The following is a 21872-nucleotide window of genomic DNA, read 5'->3' as shown; positions in this document are numbered from 1 at the left end:
GAGATGCCATGACGAGTGCCTCGCCGGGCCGCCGCACCTCGTTCGGGGTGGTGGTGCGCGCGGACCTGGACGAGGCACTCGTCTCGGCGCTCGGAGCGCTGCGGCTGCGGGTCGACGTGGGTGGCCCGGTGGCGCTGCGCGGTGAGTTCAAGGACCGAGCCGAGCTGCTCGGGGCGCTCCAGGCGCTCGAGGAGCTCGGCGTCGAGCTGGTCGAGGTCACCCAGCAGGACGATCCAGCTCCCTCAGACCCCGGCCGCGGGCGGGACGTCGGCTGAGTCGTCGCTGGCCTGCTCGTCGGTGCGGCGGGGCCCCGCGAGGAACTCGACGACCACGATGCCCAGGACGACGAGAATCACGATCACGAGCGCACTCCCGCCGGTCGGATGATCCAACGAGATGTAGACGAGCGCCCCGAGGGCGACGACAAGCACTCGAGCAAAGGTCCGGTACGTGCTGACGAACGTCGACACCGGACCACGTCGTACGCCGGACTTCGCCCGCAGCGAGGCGAGGCCGCCGGCGGCGCCCGTCCGGATCGCGGCCCCCGCGCCGGTCGGCGCCAACAGGAACGCTGCGATGGCGATCGCAAGGGCGACGACGAGGATGGCGCGAAGTGCCGTGCGGACGAACTCGACGAGCTGGTCGTAGATCACGGCTGCGGCGTCGACCGGGAGGACGTCGGTCGGCACCGCGTCGAGATAGACGGGCCTGACGAGGTTGAGCGTGAGGCCCAGCAGCAGCATCGACACGGCGACTGCCAACGATGCCGTGATCACCGTACGGCGGCGGTCGCGCGCGACCATCACGGCCGTGGCGAGCAGGATCAGCCCGAGGATCGGGAGCACCCGTGCGAGGGTGTCGAGCCAGCTGAACCACCTCTGCGCCTTGCCGATGTCCGCCGACTGGAAGAGGACGAACGAGGCGTCGACGGTCGGGATGCGCGAGGCGAGCTCGAACCCGCGATCGACCAGGAGCTCCTTCGATGCCTCGATGAAGGGCGCGATGTTGATGCTCACGGCGTTGTCCGACGTCTCGACCGCGCCGCTCGACTCACCGGTCAGGACGGCGACCGCCTGGGCGTGGGCCTCCCGGTTGGCGGCGACCCAGGCGTCAGCGAACGCGTCGCTTCGGACGACCCGTGCGACGGTGTCGTGGACGAAGTTCTCGACGGCGTTCGTCAGCGGAGTGCTCAGCGCAGGCAGGAGCGGCTCGGCACGGGGCGGGACAAAGCTCTGCTGTGACAGCGCGGTGAGCGCGTCCTCGGTCACCTGCTCGAGGTTCAGCCTGGTGACGATCGTCTCGGTCACCAGATCGGTGATCGCCGCCTGGACCGCAGGCTCGCTCGCCAGCGGGCCGACCGTCTCCACGTAGCGATCGGTGTCGCCGATCTCGTCGTGCGCCCAGGTGGCGACGACCGACAGGGGTGCCATGAGGGTGCCGAGCAGCACGAGGACGGCGACCAGCGGGGTGCGCCACCATCCGGTCCGGCCGGCGTCCGAGGACGGTGGTGAGCCTCCGCCCTCGGACTGCTCGGCGAGCTGGCCGCGCAGCGCCGCAACCTCGGCTCGCAGCTGGGTGACCTCGTTATCGGGCTCCGTCATCGCGGGTCTCCTTCGTGCGATGTGAGCGACGCTTCGGCTGAGGAGCGCCGTCTGCCTGGTGCGGTGTGCTGGACAGCAGCGGCCCGATCCAGCTCCGGTCCGGGCTGACGTCGATGAAGATCGCCTTCACGAGCAGGGTGAGCGGAATCGCAAGGATCGCTCCGACCCCGCCGAAGATCGAGGCCCAGAAGATGAGGGAGATGAAGGTGAGCGACCCGGACAACCCGACGGAGTTGCCGACGACCCGCGGCTGGATCAGCGTCTGGAGGACGAAGTTCACGGCGGAGTACATCACGATCACGGCGATCGCGGTGCCGATGCCATGGTCGAGGAGCGCGATGATCGTCGGCGGAATCAGGCCGATGACGAATCCGATGTTGGGGATGTAGTTCGTCAGGAACGCCAGCAGGCCCCACAGCCAGGCATCACGGATCCCGAGCGCGTAGAGGCCGATCACGTCGATGAGGGCGACCACGAGCCCGAACAGCGTCGAGACGACCAGGTACGACCGGGTGCCCGCCGCGAACACGCCGAACGCTTCCGCCGTGCGGGACCCGATCGACGGCACTGCCCGGAGCTTCGAGGTGAACGCGCCCGCGTCCGTGGCGACGAAGAAGAGCAGCACGATGATGAAGAAGAGGCTGGTGATGGTGCCCGCGAGACCGCCGATCAGGTTGGTCGCGACGTCGACCAGACCACCGAGGTCGACGTCGCTGAGCATCGATCGGATCTGCTCGGAACCGATCCCCAGGTCAGCCATCTTCTGGGACACGTCGTCGACGAACTCGTTGAACTGCGGCTCGTACTCGGTGAGTGCGCTGGCGAACTGTGCACCGGTCAGGATGAGCGCAAGGGCGAAGCCGATCACGATCGCGTACACCGCGAGCAACGTGACCATGGTCGCGAACCACTCGGGCAGACCGCGTCCGACTGCCCAGTCGCGGATCGGCTGGACGGCGATGACGAGGACGAGTGCGAGGATCAGCGGGCCTAGGATTCCGGAGAACTGCCGTAGGCCGACAATCGCGAGCAGCGCAGCCGCCAGGGTCACGATGATGAGGGGTTCGCGGGGGATCGAGGACCTCGGCGGAGCAACGGAGTCGTCAGGCACATCTCGACGTTAGGGCACCGCGGGCCGTTCGCGTCTCACCCGCGAGGTGTGACTTCAGGGAATCTGGTGAACCGAGACCAGCCCGAGGCCGAAGTCCTCCAAGGCGAAGATCACGTCGTTCAGCTCGGCGAGACCGGTGAACTCGCCACGCAGTGCGATGCTCCCGTCCGGCCGTGCCAGCACGTCCAGACCCCGGTCGTGCAGTGCCGAACGCGAGACGTCGGAGAGTACGCCGTCGGTCACGATCTCGTACCTCACGGTGTCCCCGCCCCCATCGCTCCATTGTGGGAGGGCACCGAGCACGAGGGATCACCCACGATGGGCGAGATCCGTCGTGCACGAACGGTTCAGAGGAGTCCGATCGACTCGGCCCTGAGCACGGCCTCGCGACGCGACTCCACCCCGAGCTTGCGGTAGATGGCACGGAGATGGGTCTTCAACGTGTTGCGGGAGATGAAGAGCGCCGCGCAGATCTCCGCCTGGTCGAGCGTGCCCGGAAGGTATTGGAGGATCTCGTCCTCGCGGGCGGAGAGCGCGACAACGAGCCCGACAGGATCCCCGCGGTGCTCGCCGCGAAGGTCGACGAGCAGACGCGCGACGGTGTCGGCGTGCCGCCCGACCCGTTGACGCTCAGCGGAGAGGAGGTCGACCGCCGTGGAGCCGAGCTCGCGCCACGGGCGTCGCCATCCGTGAAGCTCGGTGCTGTCGAGCGCTCGCCGAAGCGCTGTCGACGCGGCGGTCGCATCGCCTGCGCGGTGTGCGAGGACGGCCCGCGCGAGGTGGAGGCGTACCTCGACGTCGGGCGGCGGGACCGGCATCGCCGCGAGGTGGTCGGCGAACGCCGTCGCTGCAGCCGCGACCTCACCGATCCCCAGGAGCGCGATCTCGTCGGAGAGACGCGCGTGGTGCTCGACCAGCCACGTCTCCCCGCCGTCGGCGGCCACGGTCTGCGCAGGCACGGTCGCGCCGGTACGCCGGAGGAGGGCGCAGCGCGCCGAGCTCACCTCGCGGGCCGGTACGACGCCGGCGCGCCCACCGGCGTGGAGCGGGCCGCGCTGACCGTCGTCCGTCCCCTGCTCGTCGCGCTCGAACGCGACCCAGTCCTTGACGAGGACGGCGGAGTCGAGCTCGCCGTCGCCGAGGCGCGGGTCGCCAGCGAGCACGGCAGCCGCCCCTGCGAGGTCTCCCGCTCCGAACGCAGCCCACACCTCGATCTCGGCCGCGGCCGACTCGACGCGTACGAGACCCTCCCCGACACGGCGCGCGGTCGCGAGGTGCGCGGCGACGTCGTCGCGGGCGCCCGCGAACGCGGCGACGAGGCCGTTCGTCACCGCCCAGGCCGCCCGCAGCGCCGCCGCGGGAGAGCGTGGCAGGCTGTCGTGCTCGGAGAGCACCGGCTGCGGCGTCCCGAGTGCGCGGCCCACGTCGTCGATACGGTCCGCGCTGAGCGCGAGCCGCGCACGGCAGAGCCGGGTGAGGGCATCCATGTGCCGGGCCGTCACGATGTTGACGGACGGCGGTACGTGGGCCCGACTCAGCTCGTCGCCGGCGACGACGGTGTCGGTGTCCTCGACCCGCAGTGCGCGAGCCGCCGCCACGAGGTGGAGGCGGCCGTCATCCGTGCCGACGGCGTGCGGGATGGCGGCGACGAGGGCGTCGACCGCGCTCCAGGAGCCGTCCGCCAGGGCGACGCACGCCAGTGCGACGGCGTTGTCGGCGACGAGGTCCCAGTCGCGGGCCTCGGCCGCATGGCGACCGCTCGCCGCGTGCTCGGAGCGCTCCGCCTGCCAGTGGGCCGTCTCGCTGTGCAGGCCTGGGACGTCGTCGGGTGCACGCCGGGTCAGCTCGTCGAGCAGGACCTGGCGCATCAGGTGGTGGTAGTGGTAGATCCCCGACTCGACGTCGTGCGTGACGAAGCCGACCCGGTGGGCGACCTCGTCGAGCACGGCGCCTGCGTCCGCCCGGCCCGAGAGCGCGGTCGCGAGCGTGAGGTCGAAGTGCTCGGGCACCGCGGTCACGCGGAGGAAGTCGACGAGGTCGTCGTCGAGCGAGTCGAGCACCTGCGCGACGAGGTAGCTCCCGGTCGGGGAGAAGGCGCCGATGTGGACGGCGGTGCGCTGGGTCCGTCCAGCGCTCAGGCGTACGCCTGCCGGCCATCCGCCGGTCTCGTCGAACAGCGACTGCGCCTCGTCGTTGTCCAGCCGCCGGCCGGCGCGCGCGACCACACGAGCAAGCTCCCCGACGGTGAACGCGAGGTCGTCGGCCCGCAGCTCGCTGACGCGGCCCGCGAGGCGCTGGCCGTGCAGGGCGACGAGAGGGTCGATGCGGGTGGCGATGACCAGCGGCGCCTCCGTGGTCGCCGCCTCGCAGGCTGCGAGGAACTCGTCGCCCCACCCGAGGCGATGGCTGTCGTCGACGACCACTGTGCGCCCGCGTGCGAGCGCGCGCCGGGCGACGTCCCACGCGGCGGTAGTGCCGGCGCCGACCTGCAGGACGTCGGTCGCCCTCGTCTCGATCCACTGTCGCAGCAGCACCGTCTTGCCGTACCCGGCCGGTGTCGCGACCAGGACGATCGGCCGGCGCGCTGCTCGGTCGAGCGCGACCAGCACCCGCCGCCGCACGATGACGGCGTCGTCGACGAACTCCGGCTGGACCTTGTGCGCACGAAGCACCACGGCTTCCCCCTTGTGCCTGCGACCGTCCCCACGTCCGATCGCGGCACTCGGAGGCTACTGCGCCCACGCGTGCCCCGCGACCGGATCGCACAGGACCACGGACCGTAGGGTGGTCGGGTGAGCGACGCACAGGTCATCCGGGGCACCTCGGTGCTGCCCGCCCGACGTACCCCGATCACCCTTCACACCGCCGACGGCCTGGAGCTGGTGGGGGAGCTCGCACTCCCTGAGGACCGCGAGCCGGTCGCCACGATGATCTGCCTCCACCCCCTCCCGACCCACGGCGGGATGATGGACAGCCACGTCTTCCGCAAGGCGTCGTACCGGCTCCCGGCGCTCGCCGGGATCGCGGTGCTCCGGTTCAACACCCGGGGCACGACCAGCGTGCAGGGGACGAGCGAGGGGGAGTTCGACAACGCCCGCGGCGAGAAGTACGACGTCGCCGCGGCGATCGAGCTCGCGGACTTCGAGGACCTGCCGAACATCTGGATCGTCGGCTGGTCGTTCGGGACCGACCTGACGCTCAAGTACGGGCTCGACTCCGAGGTGCAGGGCGCGATCCTGCTGTCACCGCCGTTGCGTTACTCCGACACGGCGGACCTGGACGCGTGGGCGGAGTCGGAGAAGCCGCTCGTCGCGCTGGTGCCGGAGCACGACGACTACCTTCGTCCTGCCGAGGCACGCGAGCGGTTCGAGCGCGTGCCTCAGGCGGAGGTCATCGGCGTGGACGGCGCGAAACACCTCTGGGTCGGTGACACCGAGCGGGTGCTGGACGAGATCGTGGCGCGGCTCGCGCCCGACGTCGCAGTGCCGCTGCCGAAGGTGTGGGACGGTCCCATGGAACGGGCCGACGTCTCCGCCTACCGCGACCGGACAGTCGCGGCGTTCGGAGACGCCGGCCCGCACTCTGGTGACCAGCTGCCCTGAGGCTACTTGTCGTCCTCCGCGAGGTCGGCGGCCGCAGGGCCCCCGAGCCTCGCACGAGGCACGGAGCGCTCGGTCGAGGGGCGCTCGATCGGAGCGCTCTCGGTGGTGTCGTCGGTCGCGGTCTCCTCGACCGTGGCCTCGGCCTCCACGACGGCCTCCTCGACCGCTGCCACGAGCTCGGCCGCCGGCTCCGCTGCCGGGGTCGCGTTGCCGACGCCGGCCTCGGCGTCGGTGTCGAGAGCGTCGAGCCCGGCGAAGGAGCCGATGACCTCGCGCAGCTTGCCCAGCTGGGTCTTGACGGCGTCGCGCTTGGCGACGAGGTTGTCGAGCTCGTGACGCACCGACGAGATCTGCTTCTCGGCATCGGCACGGGCCTGGGCCAGCGAGTGCTCGGACTGGGTCCGGGCGGTGTGCATGATCTGCTCGGCCTCGCGACGCGAGCGCGCGACCATGCGCTCGGACTCGGCCTTGGTCTCCTCGCGGCGCTTCGTCGCAGCAGCGATCGCCTCGCGTGCGCGGGACTCCGCGGCCGAGGCGCGCGACTCGGCGTCGGTGATCATCTTGGCGGTCTGCTCGGTGGCGACGGCGTGAGCCTCGGTCGCCTCCTTGGCCATCCGCTCCTTCTCGAGCGCGAGCACACGGCGGGCCTCGGTCAGCTCACGGTCGGCGGCGGCACGGACCTGCTCGGCCTCGCGCGTCGCGCTGAGGCGGGCGGAGCTGGCCGCCTGGTTGGCCGCGAGCTCGATCTGGTCGGCCTCGCGCTTCGCCTTCGCGAGGATGTCCTCAGCCTCGGCCAGCGCGAGAGCGCGCTCGCTCTCGGCCTCGGCGAGAAGGCGCTCGCGGGTCTCCTCGACGTCGGCGAGCTGGACGGCGCGGAGGTCGTCCGCCTCCTTGGCCGCGGCAGCCTTCAGCGCGGTGGCCTCGGACTCGGCGACGCGACGCACGTCCTCGGCCTCGCGCTTGGCACGGTCGAGCATCTCGGAGGACTGCTGCTCCGCGAGACCGAGCAGCTCGGCGGCGCGGCCACCGAGGCCGGCGTAGCTGGGCTTGCTGGCCTCGGTGAGCTGGTTGCGGAGGCCGTTGATCTCGGCCTCGAGGGCGCCGGCCCTCGACTCGGCCGCCTGGGTGGCGGCCTGGGCGCGAGAGACCTCGGCCCGGTGCTGGGCGAGATAAGCGTCGACAGCGTCCTTGTCGTAGCCGCCGCGGCGAACCAGCGGGAAGCCGGCCCCCGTAGCCGGATCGCCGGTCGAGCGGGCGAACGGGTCGCCGTCGTAGGTCACGCTGTCATGAGGGTCTGACATGGATTGCCTTTGCGTCGTAGTTCGGGGGGAGGTCGCTCGGCAAAGCGTAGCGCGACCTCCCCCCGGAACTCACCACTCAGATGCCGCGAAAACGGTTGATCTCGGTGAGGTGCTTCGCACGCTTCTCGTCGTTGCGCACGCCGAGGCCTTCCTCGGGCGACAGGCAGAGCACGCCGACCTTGCCCTGGTGGGCGTTGCGGTGCACGTCGAGAGCCGCCTGGCCGGTCTCGTCGAGGCTGTAGACCTTCGAGACGGTCGGGTGGATCATGCCCTTGTCGATGAGACGGTTCGCCTCCCACGCCTCGCGGTAGTTCGCGAAGTGCGAGCTCAGGATGTTCTTGAGATTCATCCAGAGGTAGCGGTTGTCGTACTGGTGCATGTAGCCCGACGTCGACGCGCAGGTCACGATCGTGCCGCCCTTGCGTGCCACGTAGACGCTCGCGCCGAAGGTCTCGCGGCCCGGGTGCTCGAACACGATGTCGGGGTCGTCCCCGCCGGTCAGCTCACGGATCTTCGCACCGAAGCGCTTCCACTCCCGTGGGTCCTGCTCGTGCTCGTTCTTCCAGAACTTGTAGCCCTCTGCCGACCGGTCGATGACCAGCTCGGCGCCCATCGAGCGTACGATCTCGGCCTTCTCGGGCGACGAGACGACGCACACCGGGGTCGCGCCGCCGTTGAGCGCGAACTGGGTGGCGTACGAACCGAGGCCGCCGGAGGCGCCCCAGATGAGGACGGTGTCGCCCTGCTTCATCGCCGCGCCGTTCTTGGAGACCAGCTGGCGGTACGCGGTGGAGTTGACCAGGCCGGGGCTCGCGGCCTCCTCCCAGGAGAGGTGGCCGGGCTTCGGCATGAGCTGGTTGGCCTTGACGATCGCCAGCTCGGCGAGGCCGCCGAAGTTCGTCTCGAAGCCCCAGATCCGCTGCTCGGGGTCCATCATCGTGTCGTTGTGGCCGTCAGGGCTCTCGAGCTCGACCGACAGGCAGTGGGCGACGACCTCCTGGCCGGGCTTCCAGGCGTTGACGCCGGGACCGGTGCGCAGGACGACGCCGGCGAGGTCGGAGCCGACGACGTGGTACGGGAGGTCGTGACGCTTCGTGTACTCCGACAGGCGGCCGTAGCGCTCGAGGAACCCGAACGTCGACACCGGCTCGAAGATCGAGGTCCACACGGTGTTGTAGTTGATCGAGCTCGCCATCACCGCGACCAGTGCCTCGCCCGGCGCCAGCTCGGGGACGGGTACGTCGTCGAGGTGCAGGCTCTTGCGCGGGTCCTTGTCCCGTGAGGCAAGGCCCTCGAACATGTCGACCTCGTCCTTGTGGACGGTGACACCCCGGTAGGTCTCGGGGATGGTGATGTTCGCGAAGTCCTCGCTCGAGGTGTCCCCGGCCATGATGGCGTCGAGAATGTGCTGCACGTCGTCCTCCAGAATTGAGCGGCGCGGTTGCGTTACGCGGATATTACTCATCGGTAATGGTTGTGGTGTACGAGTGTGACCGATGTCGCTCCGCGCTGTGCGTCCGGAGCCCCGTGCTCGCCCGATTCGTGATCGGCGGTTGTCTGCCGACAGTACCGCCCGGCCTCCCGCCGGTAGCGTGGGAGTCGCCGTCCGACATCCCAGGAGCGCCGTGAGCACGATCGATCTCAACAGCGACGTCGGTGAGTCCTTCGGCCGCTGGGAGCTGGGGGACGACGCAGCGATCCTCGCCCTCGTGACCAGCGCCAACGTCGCCTGCGGGTTCCACGCCGGAGACCCGCGGACGCTGCGTCGTACGTGCGAGCTGGCCGCGGCGGGCTCGGTGGCCGTGGGCGCCCAGGTTGGGTACCGCGACCTGGCGGGCTTCGGGAGACGGTTCATCGACATGGAGCCCGCCGAGCTCGCCGCCGACGTCGTCTATCAGATCGGCGCCCTGGACGGCCTCGCGAAGGTCGCGGGGACACGTGTCCGCTACGTGAAGCCGCACGGGGCCCTCTACAACGCGACCGTGCACCACGACGCTCAGGCGCGGGCGGTCGCCGAGGCCGTGCACGCGTACGACCCCGGGCTGCCGCTGCTGGGTCTGCCCGGCTCGCGGCTGCTGGCGTGGGGGGAGCGACTCGGACTTCGGACGGTGCGTGAGGCGTTCGCGGACCGTGCGTACACCCCGTCGGGCGACCTCGTGCCCCGCACGGAGCCGGGCAGCGTGCTCCACGACGTCGAGGAGGTGGCGCAGCGCGCGCTCCGGATGGTCACCGAGGGTGCGGTCCGGGCGATCGACGGCCAGGACGTCGCGGTCGCCGCGGACTCCGTCTGCGTGCACGGCGACTCTCCGGGTGCAGTCGCGATGGCCCGCCGGATCCGCGCGGTGCTGGAGGACGCCCGGGTGAGCCTCGGAGCCTTCGTGTGAGGCTCACGCTGTACGGCGACCGTGCGCTGATCGCCGACCTGGACGACGCGGGAGCCGTGGTCGCGTGGGCCGACGCGGTGCGCGCGGCCGGGCTCGCGGGCGTCGCCGACGTGGTCCCCGCGGCGCGGACGGTGCTGGTGGTGGCCGACGACGGGGCCGACCTCGCGCAGCTCGCGGCGGCCCTCGTCCGGATGGACTTCGACGCCGGTGCAGTGCTCGGCGGGGATGCGGCGGGGGAGGGCGACGCGATCGTCGTCCATGTCCGGTACGACGGCCCCGACCTCCAGGAGGTCGCGGAGCTCACCGGCCTCGGCGTACGCGGGGTGGTCGACGCTCACACCGGGCACCCGTGGCGGGTCGCGTTCGGTGGATTCGCGCCGGGCTTCGCCTACCTCGTCGGCGGCGACCCGCGCCTCCAGGTCCCGCGGCGGCCCCGGGCGCGTACGGCGGTGCCTGCGGGTGCGGTCGGGCTCGCCGGGGAGTACTCGGGCATCTACCCGCGGTCGTCTCCCGGCGGCTGGCAGCTCATCGGCACGACCGACGCGACGCTCTGGGACCTCGACCGCGAACCGCCGGCGCTGCTGCGGCCGGGCGCCGCGGTCCAGTTCGTGGAGGAGCACAGCGTGGAGGAGCACAGCGTGGAGGAGCACAGCGTGGAGGAGCACAGCGTCGAGGAGCGCGCATGACGACGCTCGAGGTGGTCCGCAGCGGGCCGCTCGCGCTGATCGAGGACGAGGGGAGGCCTGGGTGGTCCGCGATCGGCGTCGGCCGTTCCGGTGCGGCCGACCGGGCGTCGTACCGGCTGGCCAACCGGCTCTTGGCGAACCCCGCCGGCGCCGCGGCGATCGAGGTGCTCCTGGGCGGGCTCGAGGTGGTCGCGCGAGGCGGCGACGCGTGGGTCGCGGTCACCGGGGCGCCAGCGCGGCTGACGGTGGACGCGCGCGCCGTCGATCCGTACGCGGCGGTGGCGCTGCGGGAGGGGCAGCGGCTCCGGATGGGGCTGCCGCCGGCGGGACTACGGTCGTACGTCGCTGTGCGGGGCGGCATCGACGTCCCGCCGGTGCTGGGGTCGCGCAGCCGCGACGTCCTCGCCGGGATCGGGCCGGAGCCGCTGGCGGCTGGTGACCGGCTCGTCGTCGGCCCCGCGCCGGCCGCGTACCCGCACGTGGACGCGGTGCCCGCCCCGGCGTACGAGGACGAGGTCGTCCTGCGGGTGGTCCGGGGCCCGCGCGACGACTGGATCCTCGACCCGGACCTGCTCGTCGGCGCGACCTGGCACGCGTCGGCGAACACCGACCGCGTCGGGATGCGGCTCGACGGGCCGCCGCTGCGCCTGGTCCGACCGGACCGCCAGCTGCCGTCGGAGGGGGCGGTCCGTGGCGCGATCCAGGTCCCGCCGAGCGGCGAGCCGGTCGTGTTCCTCGCGGACCACCCCGTCACCGGTGGCTATCCGGTCGTCGGTGTCGTGGTCGACGCCGACGTGGACCGCGCAGCGCAGGTCCGCCCGGGCACCCCGCTGCGGCTGCGCTGGGCCTGACCGGTCCCGCCCCGTCCGGCGCCGGCGTACGGGTCAGTGGGCGGCGTCCGCGGCGGGCTCGACGAGCTCCACGAGGACACCACCGGCGTCCTTCGGGTGGACGAAGTTCACGCGGCTGTCCGACGTGCCGCGCTTCGGCTGGTCGTACAGCAGTCGCATCCCCCGGCTGCGCAGGACGTCGCTCACGGCATCGAGGTCGCTCACGCGGTACGCGAGCTGCTGGATGCCGGGGCCGTTGCGCGTGAGGAACTTCGCGATCGTGGACTGGTCCGACAGCGGCGCGAGGAGCTGGATGCGCTGGTCGGTGTCGCCCACGGCGAGCATCGCCTCGCGGACGCCCTGCTCCTCGTTGATCTCCTCGTGCACGGAGTGCAGACCGAAGACGTTGGCATAGAACTCGAGCGCCTCGTCGAGGTCGGGCACCGCGATGCCGACGTGGTCGATGGCGATGAGCAGATGATCGGGAACCATGCGACGCACCCTAGGCCAGATGGCCGGCGCCGAGCGCTCCTGGTCGGCCCTGTGACCTTCCTCACCGCAGGCGACGGCGATGTTACGGGCGAGTATCGTGCAGGCAAGCCAACCGCGAACCGCCGTCCTCGGCCGGCCGCGCCTCCCGCGCTCGAAGGAGTTCTCATGTCTCGTCAGTCCGTCATCGTGGCCGGTGCCCGTACCCCGATCGGCCGGCTCCTCGGTGGTCTCAAGTCACAGTCCGCGTCGGATCTCGGCGGCGTCGCGATCAAGGGTGCGCTCGAGAAGGCCGGCATCACCGGCGACCAGGTCGAGTACGTGATCATGGGCCAGGTCCTGGGTGCCGGAGCCGGCCAGGTGCCCGCCCGTCAGGCCGCTCACAAGGGCGGCATCCCGCTCGACGTCCCGGCGATCACCATCAACAAGGTGTGCCTGTCCGGCCTCAACGCGATCGCGACGGCCGACCAGCTGATCCGCGCCGGCGAGTACGACATCGTCGTGGCCGGAGGCCAGGAGTCGATGACCCAGGCGCCGCACCTGCTCAAGGGGTCGCGCGAGGGCTACAAGTACGGCGCGCAGACGATCCTCGACCACATGGAGTACGACGGCCTGTGGGACTCGCTGACCGACCAGGCGATGGGCAAGCTCACCGAGTCGCGCAACGGCGAGGTCGACGCGCTCAGCCGTGAGGACCAGGACGCGTTCGGCGCCCGCTCGCACCAGCTCGCCGCGCAGGCCCAGAAGAACGGCATCTTCGACGACGAGATCGTCCCGGTCGAGATCGCGGGGCGCCGCGAGACCGTCACCGTGTCCGCCGACGAGGGCGTCCGCGGCGACACCACCGCCGAGACCCTCGGCAAGCTGCGCCCCGCCTTCGCGAAGGAGGGCACGATCACCGCCGGCACGGCGTCGCAGATCTCTGACGGCGCGTGCGCGGTCGTCGTCATGGCCAAGGAGAAGGCCGAGGAGCTGGGTCTGACCTGGATCGCCGAGATCGGCGCGGCCGGCTACGTCGCCGGACCCGACTCGACGCTGCAGATGCAGCCGGCCAACGCCATCGTCAAGGCCTGCGAGAAGGAGGGCATCGCGCCGTCCGACCTCGACCTGGTCGAGATCAACGAGGCGTTCGCGGCAGTCGGCATCGCCAGCCAGCGCGAGCTCGGCATCGACGCCGACAAGGTCAACGTCAACGGTGGCGCGATCTCCCTGGGTCACCCGATCGGCATGAGCGGCGCCCGCGTGGTGCTGCACCTGGCGCTCGAGCTGGCGCGCCGCGGTGGCGGCACCGGCGCCGCCGCGCTGTGCGGCGGCGGCGGCCAGGGCGACGCCCTGATCATCCGCGTCCCGCAGAGCTGATCCCGGCCAGCGCCGTACGGAGGAGAGTGCCCGCTTGATGGCACGTCGTACGGTCGCCGTCGACGAGCTCGTGACCCGAGCCGTCGACGGCGACCCGCGCGCGGTCGCACGCCTGATCTCGCTGGTGGAGGACGCGTCGTCGCTCCTGCCGGACGTCAGCGCCGCGCTCGCGCCGCACCTCGGCCGCGCCCAGATCATCGGGCTCACCGGCTCGCCCGGTGTCGGCAAGTCCACGACGACCGGAGCCCTCGTCGCGGCACTGCGCGCCCAGGACCGGAAGGTCGGCGTGCTGGCCGTCGACCCAACGTCGCCGTTCTCCGGCGGCGCGCTGCTCGGCGACCGGGTCCGGATGCAGGACCACGCCGGCGACCCCGGTGTGATCATCCGGTCGATGGCGACGCGCGGTCACCTCGGCGGGCTCGCCTGGGCGGCGCCGCAGGCCCTGCGCGTCCTCGACGCCGCCGGCTGCGACGTGATCCTTGTCGAGACCGTGGGCGTCGGGCAGTCCGAGATCGAGATCTCCAGGCTCGCCGACACCACCGTCGTGCTGCTCGCGCCCGGGATGGGTGACGGGATCCAGGCGGCGAAGGCGGGCATCCTCGAGATCGCCGACGTCTACGTCGTCAACAAGGCCGACCGCGACGGAGCGAGCCAGGTACGCCGTGAGCTGCGCGGGATGCTCTCGCTCACGCAGCGCCCCGACGGAGGATGGAAGCCCCCGATCGTCCTCACCGTCGCGTACCGCGAGGAGGGCATCGACGAGGTCGTCGCAGCCCTCGATGCGCACCTCGGTCACCTCCGCGACTCCGGAGAGCTCGGGCGTCGCCGGCTGCGTCGTACGCGGGACGAGATCGAGACGGTGGCGACGACCGAGCTGCGGCAGCGCTTCGAGGCGGTCCACGGCGACCGCAGGCTCGACGCGCTCGCCGCCGAGGTCGTGGCGGGGCGCAGCGACCCGTTCGCGGCCGCCCGCACCCTGCTCGAAGCGCCCTGAGCGACCGCTCCCTGCGCCGCGCGACGACTGCGCGCCGAAGTGATGCAGGTCACGACGGCGCGCCTGGTCACACGGCACTCCGCGATCCGCTATAAACGACCGAGAGTGTGCCCCAGCATTCTGCCCCCGAGAAAGGCAGCAGTGGTGAAAAAGGCGATCCAGGTCGTCCTGGTGATTTTCGTGATCTATTTCCTGCTCACGAATCCCACCGGTGCTGCCAACGCGGTGGAGCAGATCTTCAACTGGATCGTCGACGCCCTCGGCGCGATCGCTTCGTTCTTCCAGTCACTGCTGAACTGAGGAGCGCCCGGTGCTGCGTCGGATCCTGCGCGTGGTGCCGGACCGCAACATCGGCAAGCATCTCCTCCTCGATGACGGTGAACGCGTCAAGGACGTCGTCCGTCACCACTGGATCGTGTTCGTCACGCCGTACGCGATCGCGGCGAGTGGCCTGCTGCTGATCCTGCTGTTCCCGGTCCTGCCGATCGATGCCGCGGGGTTCCTCGCGCTCGTCGGCCTCGCCGTGATCGGTTTCGGCATGTACCGCGCGGCAGAGCAGCACCTCGACGTCTTCGTCATCACCAACCACCGCGTCCTCAAGATCCGCGGGGTGTGGGAGGTGAAGGTCGCGACGATGCCGATGGCACGAATCCTCGACATCACCGTCGAACGCACGATGCTGGGTCGGATCCTCGGCTACGGCCACTTCGTGTTCGAGTCGGCCGCGCAGGCCCAGGGTCTGCGCGACATCAAGTTCATCCCGGACCCGCTGGAGCGCGATCGTACGATCCAGCGCGCGCTGGTCGCCGCGGGTCTCCGTGGCCCCGCGCGCTGAGGCGGAGGCCACGGAGCACCGGCGTCAGACCGCGGCGTCGCGCTCCTGGGCGGCGAGGGCGCGCCCGAGATCCGATCGACCCTCGCTCACGTAGCGTCGCGTCGTCGGATCCAGGTCGGCGTTGCTCGCGAGCCATGCGTCGACGGCGGCGAGGTCCTCGGCGCGCGGGTTGGCGCGCGGGAAGAAGCTCTCGAGGATCTCCGACGCACGCCACACGCCCTTCTCGATCACCGTCTCGGCGACCTCGAGGTAGCGAGCGACGTACGGGGCGAGGAGCTCGCCCTGCCCCGGCTGCTGGAACGCGCGGGCGATGCTGCGCTGCGTCTCGTTCGGGAGGTCGTCCCGGACGACGACGGCGTCCCACGCGAACTCCTTGGCGGCGGCGTCCGGTCGCCCGGCGCGAGCACCGGCAGCCTTCTCCTGGCCTGCGATCGTGTTGTCGCGGGCGAGCTCGGCGTCGATCTCGGCGTCACCGAACGCGCCGGCGCGCGCGAGACCCGCGACGATCGCCCAGCGCAGGTCGGTGTCGACCGCGAGGCCCTCGGGGGCGACCGAGCCGTCGAGCAGACCCGTCAGGTACGCGATGGACTCGGGCGACTCGGCAGCACCCGCGTACGCGCGGACGAACGCGAGCTGGTGGTCCGAACCCGGGGCCGCGGCGTCGAGCAGCGCACGGACGCCCTGCTCCCATTGCGCACCGAGCGCGTCACGGTTGTCCGGCGCCGAGAACAGCGCGACCGCCGACCCGCCCTGCCGCAGGAGCGTCTGCACCGCGGTGAGGTCGGACTCGGTGCCGACACCGGCGAGCACGATCGGCACGAACTGGCGGGCGGGCAGCTCCGCGTCGCGCAGCATGTCCCACGCCGCGCCCCAGCACAGCGCGCGGGCCAGCGAGTCCGGCAGGTCGGCGATCGAGGTGGTCAGCGTCTCCAGCGACCGCTCGTCGAGGCGGATCTTGGCGTACGTCAGGTCGTCGTCGTTGAGCAGGACGAGATCGGGCTGCTTCTGGCCGACCAGCTCCTCGACCTCGGTGAGCGCGCCCTCGATGTCGGTCTCGACACGCGTCCGGCGGACCAGGCCCGCGTCGGTGCGGTCGTACAGGCCGACGGCGATGCGGTGGCGGCGAAGCGTCGGGTACGCGTCGACGGCGGTCTGCTCGACCGCGAACGACGTGAACGCGCCGTCGGCGTCGACGGTGAACCGCGGGCGCAGGGTGTTGACGCCCGAGGTCTGCAGCCACTCCTTCGCCCACGAGGTGAGCTCACGGCCGGAGGCCTCCTCGAGCTCGACGAGAAGGTCGCTCAGCTCGGTGTTGCCGTACGCGTGCTTGGAGAAGTAGGCGCGGAGGCCTGCGAAGAAGTCCTTCTCGCCGACCCACGCGACGAGCTGCTTGAGCGTCGACGCGCCCTTCGCGTAGGTGATGCCGTCGAAGTTGGCCTCGACCGCGTGCAGGTCGTAGTTGTCAGCCGCGATCGGGTGGGTCGAGGGGAGCTGGTCCTGGCGGTACGCCCAGTTCTTGCGCTGGTTCGTGAAGCCGGTCCACGCGCCGGTGTACTTCGTCGCGTTGACCTCGGCGTGGTGCGACGCGAACTCCGCGAACGACTCGTTGAGCCAGAGGTCGTCCCACCACTTCATCGTCACGAGGTCGCCGAACCACATGTGCGCCATCTCGTGCAGGATCGTGTTCGCGCGCGACTCGTACGCGGCGTGGGTCTGGCGACTGCGGAAGATGTACTCGTCGCGGAACGTCACGGCGCCGGCGTTCTCCATCGCGCCCATGTTGTACTCGGGGACGAACGCCTGGTCGTACTTCCCGAACGGGTAGCCCATCTCGAACACGCCCTCGAAGAAGCCGAAGCCCTGCTTCGTGATCTCGAAGATCTCGTCGTCGTCGAGGTGCTCGCGCAGGCTCTTGCGGACCTGGATGCCGAGCGGGATCTCGCCGTACTCGCCCTTGTACGTGTCGGTGACCGTGTCGTACTCGCCGGCGATGAGCGCCGTGATGTAGGTCGACATGCGCTTGGTCTCGGCGAAGGCCCAGCGGCTGACGCCGTCGCGGACCTCGGTCGGCTCCGGCGTGGCGGAGTTCGAGACGACGGTCCACCCGGTCGGTGCGTCGATGGTGAACGTGAACGTCGACTTGAGGTCGGGCTGCTCGAACGTCGTGTAGACGCGGCGCGCGTCGGGCACCTCGAACTGCGTGTAGAGGTAGACGCGGTCGTCGGCGGGGTCGACGAACCGGTGCAGGCCCTCGCCGGTGCGCGAGAAGGGGAGTCGGGTCTCGACCCGGAGCTCGTTCTCGGCGGCGAGGTCGGTCAACGCGATGCGGTTGTCCGCGTACGCCGAGGCGTCCACCTCGGTCCCGTTGAGCCAGATCTTCGGCTCCCGAGCATCGACCAGGTCCGCGAACGTCGACGCACCCGGCTGCCTGCACGAGAAACGGACGACCGTGGTCGACGCGAACTCCGTGGCGGAGAGGGTGAGGTCGAGGTCGATGGCGTAGTGGTGGACGTCGAGGAGCGCTGCCCGCTCCTGCGCTTCGTTGCGCGTGAGATTGGTTCCTGGCATGCGCCCCATCCTGTCACGGGGCTGAGACGAGCTGTCAGGTGTGGGAGGACGGTGCACGTCGAACGGACGACTGGCGACTCGCTCGCTTCTGGGCAGACGTTTCCCGGTGGAGCCCCTGCCGGGCGGGCGGGCCGCCGACGTGTCGCCGAGCCCACAGCCACAGCCGGAACGTGCGGCTCGCGGCTGGACCGTACCCGGGGCACCACCCTCGACGACGATCGCGCGGACTGCCGACGGCGCGACTGTCAGGTCGGACGGTGACCACAGCTCCGTCTAGAGCGGTGGTCTCGCATCGACGTCCTTCTGTACGGGGTGCAGGCCACCCCTGGGTGGCAGCGGTCGGTCGAACGCCGCTCAGCCGCCCACCTCGCGGGCGTACGTCGCCGGCGGGGTGCCGACGACCTCGGTGAAGCGTCGTACGAGGTGGGCCTGGTCGCTGAAGCCGAGCTCGGCAGCGAGGGCGGCCCAGTCGACGTCGTCGCCGGAGCGGGCGGCCGCCGCGGCTTCGAGCAGGCGGAACCGCTGCAGGACCCACTTGGGTCCGATGCCGACGTACGTCGCGAACTCGCGCTGGAGCGTGCGCAGGCTGATCCCGCCGAGGGCGGCCAGGGCGTCGGCGCGCACCAGCGTGCGGTCCTGCTCGGCTGCGGCGACCAGCTCCGCGACCTCGCCGGCACGCGGGTCGGGGTCGTACCCGACCGCCTCGAGGTAGTCCGTCAGCGCCGCCACGATCGTGTCGTCGGTCGCGTCGGCGGCGAGGATGCGGTCGGCGTACGGCCGGTCGTCCAGGCCGAGGACCTCGCCGGCGGGCACCTCGGCGTCGGACAGCCGGCCGACGGACGAGCGCAGGTAGCCGTGGAACCCGCCAGGGGTGAACGACGCGCCGAGCACGTGCCCGCGGTCCACCAGCCGACGGACGAACGGGCGCCGCGTCACGCCGTGCACCAGCAGCCGCCCCTGCTCGGCGGCAAGGTGGAGGCGCGGCTGCGGCACGACCCGCTGCTCGTACGGCTCGGTGACGTCCCAACGCACCCGCCAGAGGTAGTCGACTCCCGGCGTGCGGGACGTCGCGTCGATACGGCGCACGTCGATCGGCTCCGCGCGCCCGACGATGGCCTCGGGATAGCCCCTCGGCTCGGCCTCCGGTCGTGCACCCACGGTCCCAGCCTAGGGCCGTCGCGTTCCTTCAAGACGGTGCTGCGCGGCGCTCGTAGCGTCCCAGGCATGAGCTACGACAAGACAGCAGAGGCAACGTTCACGGTGGCGAGCTGGGAGGAGTCCGTCGTCGAGGACATCGACGGCACCGGCAGCGAGATGAACGGCGTGTACTACCCGGACCGCGGCGTCACCCGCGCGACCGTCACCTACACCTACTCCGGGGACATGGAGGGCGAGGGCGTCGTCCAGTACCTGATGACCTACAAGCCCGGCGACGCCCCGATCTTCGCGGTCGAGCGGTTCACGGGATCCATCGGGGGGCACGAGGGGTCCTGCGTGATCCTGCACCGTGCCTCGCACGACGCGATGACCGTCACCGACGCGGCCGAGGTGGTCGAGGGAATGGGGACCGGCGGGCTGGAGACGCTGCGCGGCGAAGGGACGCCGGAGGTCGACGGCCACAGCGAAGAGGGGTACAGGTACGTCCTGCGCTACTCCCTCGGTGCTTGATTCGCACAGCGCGAACGTTGTTAACGTCGGACCATGCCCGCCGACGTCACCACCCGCGCCCGCCCTCGCGGCACCCGGGTCCTCCTCGGACTCGTGGGTGCCGCGTTCGTGGTGTCGGTGATCCACTACATCGACAACGTCGCGAACTACTCGTCGTACCCGCAGCCCGGCCCGGACGGCCCGCCGGCGCCGTCCGCGGGAGTGATCGCGGCGTCCTGGTTCGTCTTCACGCTGTGCGGGGTCCTCGGCCTGATCGCGTTCTTCCGCCACCGGCGGGCGGCGTGCGCGGTCGGGCTGGGGTTCTACTCGATCAGCGGGCTCATCGGCATCGGTCACTACACGGTCGAGGGCGCGACGGACATGGTGTGGTGGCGCCAGACGCACGTGGTCGTCGACATCCTGGTCGGCGTCGCCCTCCTCGCCTTCGCGGTGTGGGTCGCCGTCGTACGCCCCGCGCCTTGGGAGCCCTCACAGCGCTCCTGAGGGTCACCCGGCAGGATGGGACCATGTCCCTGCCCTTCGCGCAGTCTCGGCGCTCGACGATCGGCATCGAGTGGGAGCTCGCACTCGTCGACGCCGACACGGGTGACCTCCGCCAGGTTGCGCGGACGGTCCTCGACGCCCTCGCCGGACCTGACGGCTCCCCGCACCCCCACGTGCACCAGGAGCTGCTGCTCAACACCGTCGAGATCGTGTCCGGCGTGCACGAGCGGGTCGCCGACGCCGGCCGCGACCTGCGTCGCAACATCGACGTGGTCCGCGACGTCACCGGGCCCCTGCGCGTCGAGCTGATGTGCGCAGGCACGCACCCGTTCGCCCAGTGGGACCACCAGAAGGTCACGGACAAGGAGCGCTACAACACGCTCATCGACCGCACCCAGTGGTGGGGGCGCCAGATGCTCATCTACGGCGTCCACGTGCACGTCGGGATCGAGGACCGCGCCAAGGTGCTCCCGATCATGCGGGCGGTCCTCGCGTACTTCGGCCACCTGCAGGCTCTGTCGGCGTCGTCACCGTTCTGGGGCGCGAAGGACACCGGGTACGCGTCGAACCGCGCGCTCATGTTCCAGCAGCTCCCGACCGCGGGGCTGCCTTTCCGGCTCGACGAGTGGGCGGACCTGGAGCGCTACACCGACGACATGCTCCACACCGGCGTCATCGACGACTTCAGCGAGGTCCGCTGGGACATCCGGCCGTCGCCACGGTTCGGGACCCTGGAGGTGAGGATCTGCGACGGTACGCCGACGCTGAGCGAGCTGCTCGCGATCGCTGCGCTCACGCAGTGCCTCGTCGACCACTTCTCCACCGAGCTCGACGCCGGCCGGGACCTGCCCGACCTGCCCCAGTGGTTCCTGCAGGAGAACAAGTGGCGCTCGGCGCGCTACGGGATGGACGCGATCCTCATCCTCAACGCCGCCGGTGACGAGGAGCTCGTCACGACCGACGTACGCCGGTTGCTTGAGGTCCTCGCCCCGACCGCGGAGCGCCTCGGGTGCACGGCCGAGCTGGCCGACGTCGAGTCGATCCTGACCGGCGGCGCCTCGTACCAACGACAGCGCGAGGTCGCACGGCGACACGGTGGCGACCTCCAGCCCGTGGCCTTCTCCCTCGTCGAGGAAATGCACGCCGGTAGACCGGTGTTGTGACTGAAGAAGGCTTCTGCTCCGCCGGCGTCCCCGCCGGCCCCCCGACCGAGAGGTGAAGCATGTCCAAGACCGTCGACATGTGGTTCGATCCGCTGTGCCCGTGGGCCTGGATGACGTCGCGATGGCTGCTCGAGGTCGAGCAGGTGCGCGACGTGGAGGTCCGCTTCCACGTGATGAGCCTGTCCGTCCTCAACGAGGACGCCGAGGACCTTCCGGAGTTCTACCGCGACCTGCTCGCACGCGGCTGGGCGCCGGTCCGCGTTGCTACCGCGGCCGCGCAGAAGCACGGTGAGGCGGTCCTGCGCGACCTCTACACCGCGATCGGGACGCGCGTGCACCCCGGCGGTCGCGATCTCGACACGACCGTCCTCGCGGAGGCGCTGGCCGAGGTCGGCCTCGAGCCGGAGCTGATCGAGGCGGGGGACTCCGACGCGTTCGACGAGGCGCTGCGCGCGTCGCACCAGCGCGCGATGGACCTGGTCGGCACCGACGTCGGGACCCCGGTCATCGCCATCGACGACATCGCGTTCTTCGGACCTGTCGTCAGCCCCGCTCCGAAGGGAGAGGCCGCCGGACGGCTCTGGGACGGCTGCCTGCTGGTCGCCGAGACGGATGGCTTCTTCGAGATCAAGCGGACGCGTACGCGCGAGCCGATCTTCGACTGAGCACGCGCACACCCCGGTGGTCGAGTAGGCCGAACCGCGCCTCCACCCCGGTGGTCGAGTAGGCCGAACCGCGCCTCCACCCCGGTGGTCGAGTAGGCCGAGCCGCTGGGCGAGGCCGTATCGAGACCGGTCT

Annotated in this window: 22 protein-coding genes; 13 read left to right on the top strand and 9 right to left on the bottom strand. The window is 71.0% G+C overall.

The window, feature by feature from the left end:
• Nucleotides 1-8: 8 nt before the first annotated feature.
• Nucleotides 9-275, top strand: a complete 267-nt coding sequence (locus GH747_RS09505) for a hypothetical protein (protein ID WP_149769307.1) — start codon at nucleotides 9-11, stop codon at nucleotides 273-275.
• Here GH747_RS09505 and GH747_RS09500 read toward each other — a convergent pair.
• The 4 genes from GH747_RS09500 to GH747_RS09485 form a co-directional block, all read right to left on the bottom strand.
• Complete coding sequence (locus GH747_RS09500; protein ID WP_149769306.1) at nucleotides 243-1601, bottom strand: hypothetical protein; 1359 nt, start codon at nucleotides 1599-1601, stop codon at nucleotides 243-245. The two genes, GH747_RS09505 and GH747_RS09500, sit on opposite strands and share 33 nt — an antisense overlap.
• Nucleotides 1585-2712: an AI-2E family transporter gene (locus GH747_RS09495; RefSeq protein WP_149769305.1), complete on the bottom strand. Its 1128-nt coding sequence runs from the start codon at nucleotides 2710-2712 to the stop codon at nucleotides 1585-1587. The genes GH747_RS09500 and GH747_RS09495 overlap by 17 nt, the downstream gene beginning before the upstream one ends.
• 54 nt (nucleotides 2713-2766) lie before the next feature.
• Nucleotides 2767-2955: a hypothetical protein gene (locus tag GH747_RS09490; protein WP_149769304.1), complete on the bottom strand. Its 189-nt coding sequence runs from the start codon at nucleotides 2953-2955 to the stop codon at nucleotides 2767-2769.
• A 104-nt stretch (nucleotides 2956-3059) separates the two neighbouring features.
• On the bottom strand, nucleotides 3060-5387 hold the full coding sequence (locus GH747_RS09485) for a winged helix-turn-helix domain-containing protein (RefSeq protein WP_149769303.1): 2328 nt from the start codon (nucleotides 5385-5387) through the stop codon (nucleotides 3060-3062).
• Nucleotides 5388-5504: 117 nt separating this feature from the next.
• On the opposite strand from GH747_RS09485, the gene GH747_RS09480 reads away from it, so the two are divergent.
• Entirely contained in the window at nucleotides 5505-6314 is an 810-nt protein-coding gene (locus GH747_RS09480) for an alpha/beta hydrolase (RefSeq protein WP_205602861.1), read from the top strand.
• A gap of 2 nt (nucleotides 6315-6316) precedes the next feature.
• Here the strand turns inward: GH747_RS09480 and GH747_RS09475 are convergent, their stop codons facing one another.
• Together GH747_RS09475 and ccrA are read right to left on the bottom strand one after the other, a co-directional pair.
• Nucleotides 6317-7615, bottom strand: coding sequence for a coiled-coil domain-containing protein (locus GH747_RS09475; protein WP_149769302.1), 1299 nt, complete (start codon nucleotides 7613-7615; stop codon nucleotides 6317-6319).
• A 76-nt stretch (nucleotides 7616-7691) separates the two neighbouring features.
• Nucleotides 7692-9029 (bottom strand): crotonyl-CoA carboxylase/reductase, encoded by a 1338-nt coding sequence (ccrA, locus tag GH747_RS09470; RefSeq protein ID WP_149769301.1) that lies wholly within the window; start codon nucleotides 9027-9029, stop codon nucleotides 7692-7694.
• A 211-nt stretch (nucleotides 9030-9240) separates the two neighbouring features.
• On the opposite strand from ccrA, the gene GH747_RS09465 reads away from it, so the two are divergent.
• The 3 genes from GH747_RS09465 to GH747_RS09455 are packed head-to-tail and all read left to right on the top strand — an operon-like array spanning nucleotide 9241 to nucleotide 11536.
• Entirely contained in the window at nucleotides 9241-9999 is a 759-nt protein-coding gene (locus GH747_RS09465) for a LamB/YcsF family protein (RefSeq protein ID WP_205602860.1), read from the top strand.
• Nucleotides 9996-10685: a 5-oxoprolinase subunit B family protein gene (locus tag GH747_RS09460; protein WP_149769299.1), complete on the top strand. Its 690-nt coding sequence runs from the start codon at nucleotides 9996-9998 to the stop codon at nucleotides 10683-10685. Before GH747_RS09465 ends, GH747_RS09460 begins: the two co-directional genes overlap by 4 nt.
• Complete coding sequence (locus GH747_RS09455; protein ID WP_149769298.1) at nucleotides 10682-11536, top strand: 5-oxoprolinase subunit C family protein; 855 nt, start codon at nucleotides 10682-10684, stop codon at nucleotides 11534-11536. The genes GH747_RS09460 and GH747_RS09455 overlap by 4 nt, the downstream gene beginning before the upstream one ends.
• Nucleotides 11537-11569: 33 nt before the next feature.
• On the opposite strand, the gene mce is transcribed toward GH747_RS09455, so the two are convergent.
• Complete coding sequence (gene mce, locus GH747_RS09450) at nucleotides 11570-12007, bottom strand: methylmalonyl-CoA epimerase (RefSeq protein WP_149769297.1); 438 nt, start codon at nucleotides 12005-12007, stop codon at nucleotides 11570-11572.
• A gap of 165 nt (nucleotides 12008-12172) precedes the next feature.
• Here mce and GH747_RS09445 point away from each other — a divergent pair, with 165 nt between their 5' ends.
• The 4 genes from GH747_RS09445 to GH747_RS09430 all read left to right on the top strand — a co-directional run bounded on the left by GH747_RS09445 (nucleotide 12173) and on the right by GH747_RS09430 (nucleotide 15192).
• Nucleotides 12173-13363 (top strand): acetyl-CoA C-acetyltransferase, encoded by a 1191-nt coding sequence (locus GH747_RS09445; RefSeq protein ID WP_149769296.1) that lies wholly within the window; start codon nucleotides 12173-12175, stop codon nucleotides 13361-13363.
• Between the two features lie 37 nt (nucleotides 13364-13400).
• The gene (meaB, locus tag GH747_RS09440) at nucleotides 13401-14357 is read left to right on the top strand and encodes a methylmalonyl Co-A mutase-associated GTPase MeaB (RefSeq protein ID WP_149769295.1); all 957 of its coding nucleotides are present in this window, start codon (nucleotides 13401-13403) and stop codon (nucleotides 14355-14357) included.
• 144 nt (nucleotides 14358-14501) lie between these two features.
• Nucleotides 14502-14657: a hypothetical protein gene (locus tag GH747_RS09435; RefSeq protein WP_153816620.1), complete on the top strand. Its 156-nt coding sequence runs from the start codon at nucleotides 14502-14504 to the stop codon at nucleotides 14655-14657.
• 10 nt (nucleotides 14658-14667) lie between these two features.
• Nucleotides 14668-15192: a PH domain-containing protein gene (locus GH747_RS09430; RefSeq protein WP_149769294.1), complete on the top strand. Its 525-nt coding sequence runs from the start codon at nucleotides 14668-14670 to the stop codon at nucleotides 15190-15192.
• A gap of 24 nt (nucleotides 15193-15216) precedes the next feature.
• On the opposite strand, the gene pepN is transcribed toward GH747_RS09430, so the two are convergent.
• On the bottom strand, nucleotides 15217-17760 hold the full coding sequence (pepN, locus tag GH747_RS09425; protein ID WP_149769293.1) for an aminopeptidase N: 2544 nt from the start codon (nucleotides 17758-17760) through the stop codon (nucleotides 15217-15219).
• Nucleotides 17761-18114: 354 nt separating this feature from the next.
• Nucleotides 18115-18918, bottom strand: a complete 804-nt coding sequence (locus tag GH747_RS09420; RefSeq protein WP_149769292.1) for a helix-turn-helix domain-containing protein — start codon at nucleotides 18916-18918, stop codon at nucleotides 18115-18117.
• A 66-nt stretch (nucleotides 18919-18984) separates the two neighbouring features.
• On the opposite strand from GH747_RS09420, the gene GH747_RS09415 reads away from it, so the two are divergent.
• From GH747_RS09415 to GH747_RS09400, 4 genes are read left to right on the top strand one after another with little or no spacing between them, the layout of a single operon-like run.
• Nucleotides 18985-19428 carry a DUF3224 domain-containing protein gene (locus GH747_RS09415; protein WP_149769291.1) on the top strand — a complete coding sequence of 148 codons (444 nt, stop codon included), beginning with the start codon at nucleotides 18985-18987 and terminating at the stop codon, nucleotides 19426-19428.
• A gap of 33 nt (nucleotides 19429-19461) precedes the next feature.
• Complete coding sequence (locus GH747_RS09410; protein ID WP_149769290.1) at nucleotides 19462-19911, top strand: hypothetical protein; 450 nt, start codon at nucleotides 19462-19464, stop codon at nucleotides 19909-19911.
• A gap of 23 nt (nucleotides 19912-19934) precedes the next feature.
• A complete protein-coding gene (locus GH747_RS09405; protein ID WP_149769289.1) occupies nucleotides 19935-21074 on the top strand; it encodes a glutamate--cysteine ligase in 1140 nt (379 codons plus the stop codon).
• Nucleotides 21075-21133: 59 nt separating this feature from the next.
• Nucleotides 21134-21739 carry a DsbA family oxidoreductase gene (locus GH747_RS09400; protein ID WP_149769288.1) on the top strand — a complete coding sequence of 202 codons (606 nt, stop codon included), beginning with the start codon at nucleotides 21134-21136 and terminating at the stop codon, nucleotides 21737-21739.
• Nucleotides 21740-21872: the final 133 nt, after the last annotated feature.

It is taken from the genome of Mumia xiangluensis (genome assembly GCF_010994095.1).
Classification (GTDB): Bacteria; Actinomycetota; Actinomycetes; order Propionibacteriales; family Nocardioidaceae; genus Mumia; species Mumia xiangluensis.
The sequence above is the reverse complement of the archived record's forward strand: the minus strand, read 5'-3'. Positions and strand labels throughout refer to the sequence as shown.

Coding starts and splice junctions, on each gene's coding strand:
- GH747_RS09415 (WP_149769291.1), top strand. CDS start 18,985: ATGAGCTACGACAAGACAGCAGAGGCAACGTTCACGGTGGCGAGCTGG.
- GH747_RS09410 (WP_149769290.1), top strand. CDS start 19,462: ATGCCCGCCGACGTCACCACCCGCGCCCGCCCTCGCGGCACCCGGGTC.
- GH747_RS09475 (WP_149769302.1), bottom strand. CDS start 7,615: ATGTCAGACCCTCATGACAGCGTGACCTACGACGGCGACCCGTTCGCC.
- GH747_RS09500 (WP_149769306.1), bottom strand. CDS start 1,601: ATGACGGAGCCCGATAACGAGGTCACCCAGCTGCGAGCCGAGGTTGCG.
- mce (WP_149769297.1), bottom strand. CDS start 12,007: ATGGTTCCCGATCATCTGCTCATCGCCATCGACCACGTCGGCATCGCG.
- GH747_RS09445 (WP_149769296.1), top strand. CDS start 12,173: ATGTCTCGTCAGTCCGTCATCGTGGCCGGTGCCCGTACCCCGATCGGC.
- GH747_RS09400 (WP_149769288.1), top strand. CDS start 21,134: ATGTCCAAGACCGTCGACATGTGGTTCGATCCGCTGTGCCCGTGGGCC.
- GH747_RS09405 (WP_149769289.1), top strand. CDS start 19,935: ATGTCCCTGCCCTTCGCGCAGTCTCGGCGCTCGACGATCGGCATCGAG.
- GH747_RS09455 (WP_149769298.1), top strand. CDS start 10,682: ATGACGACGCTCGAGGTGGTCCGCAGCGGGCCGCTCGCGCTGATCGAG.
- pepN (WP_149769293.1), bottom strand. CDS start 17,760: ATGCCAGGAACCAATCTCACGCGCAACGAAGCGCAGGAGCGGGCAGCG.
- meaB (WP_149769295.1), top strand. CDS start 13,401: ATGGCACGTCGTACGGTCGCCGTCGACGAGCTCGTGACCCGAGCCGTC.
- GH747_RS09505 (WP_149769307.1), top strand. CDS start 9: ATGACGAGTGCCTCGCCGGGCCGCCGCACCTCGTTCGGGGTGGTGGTG.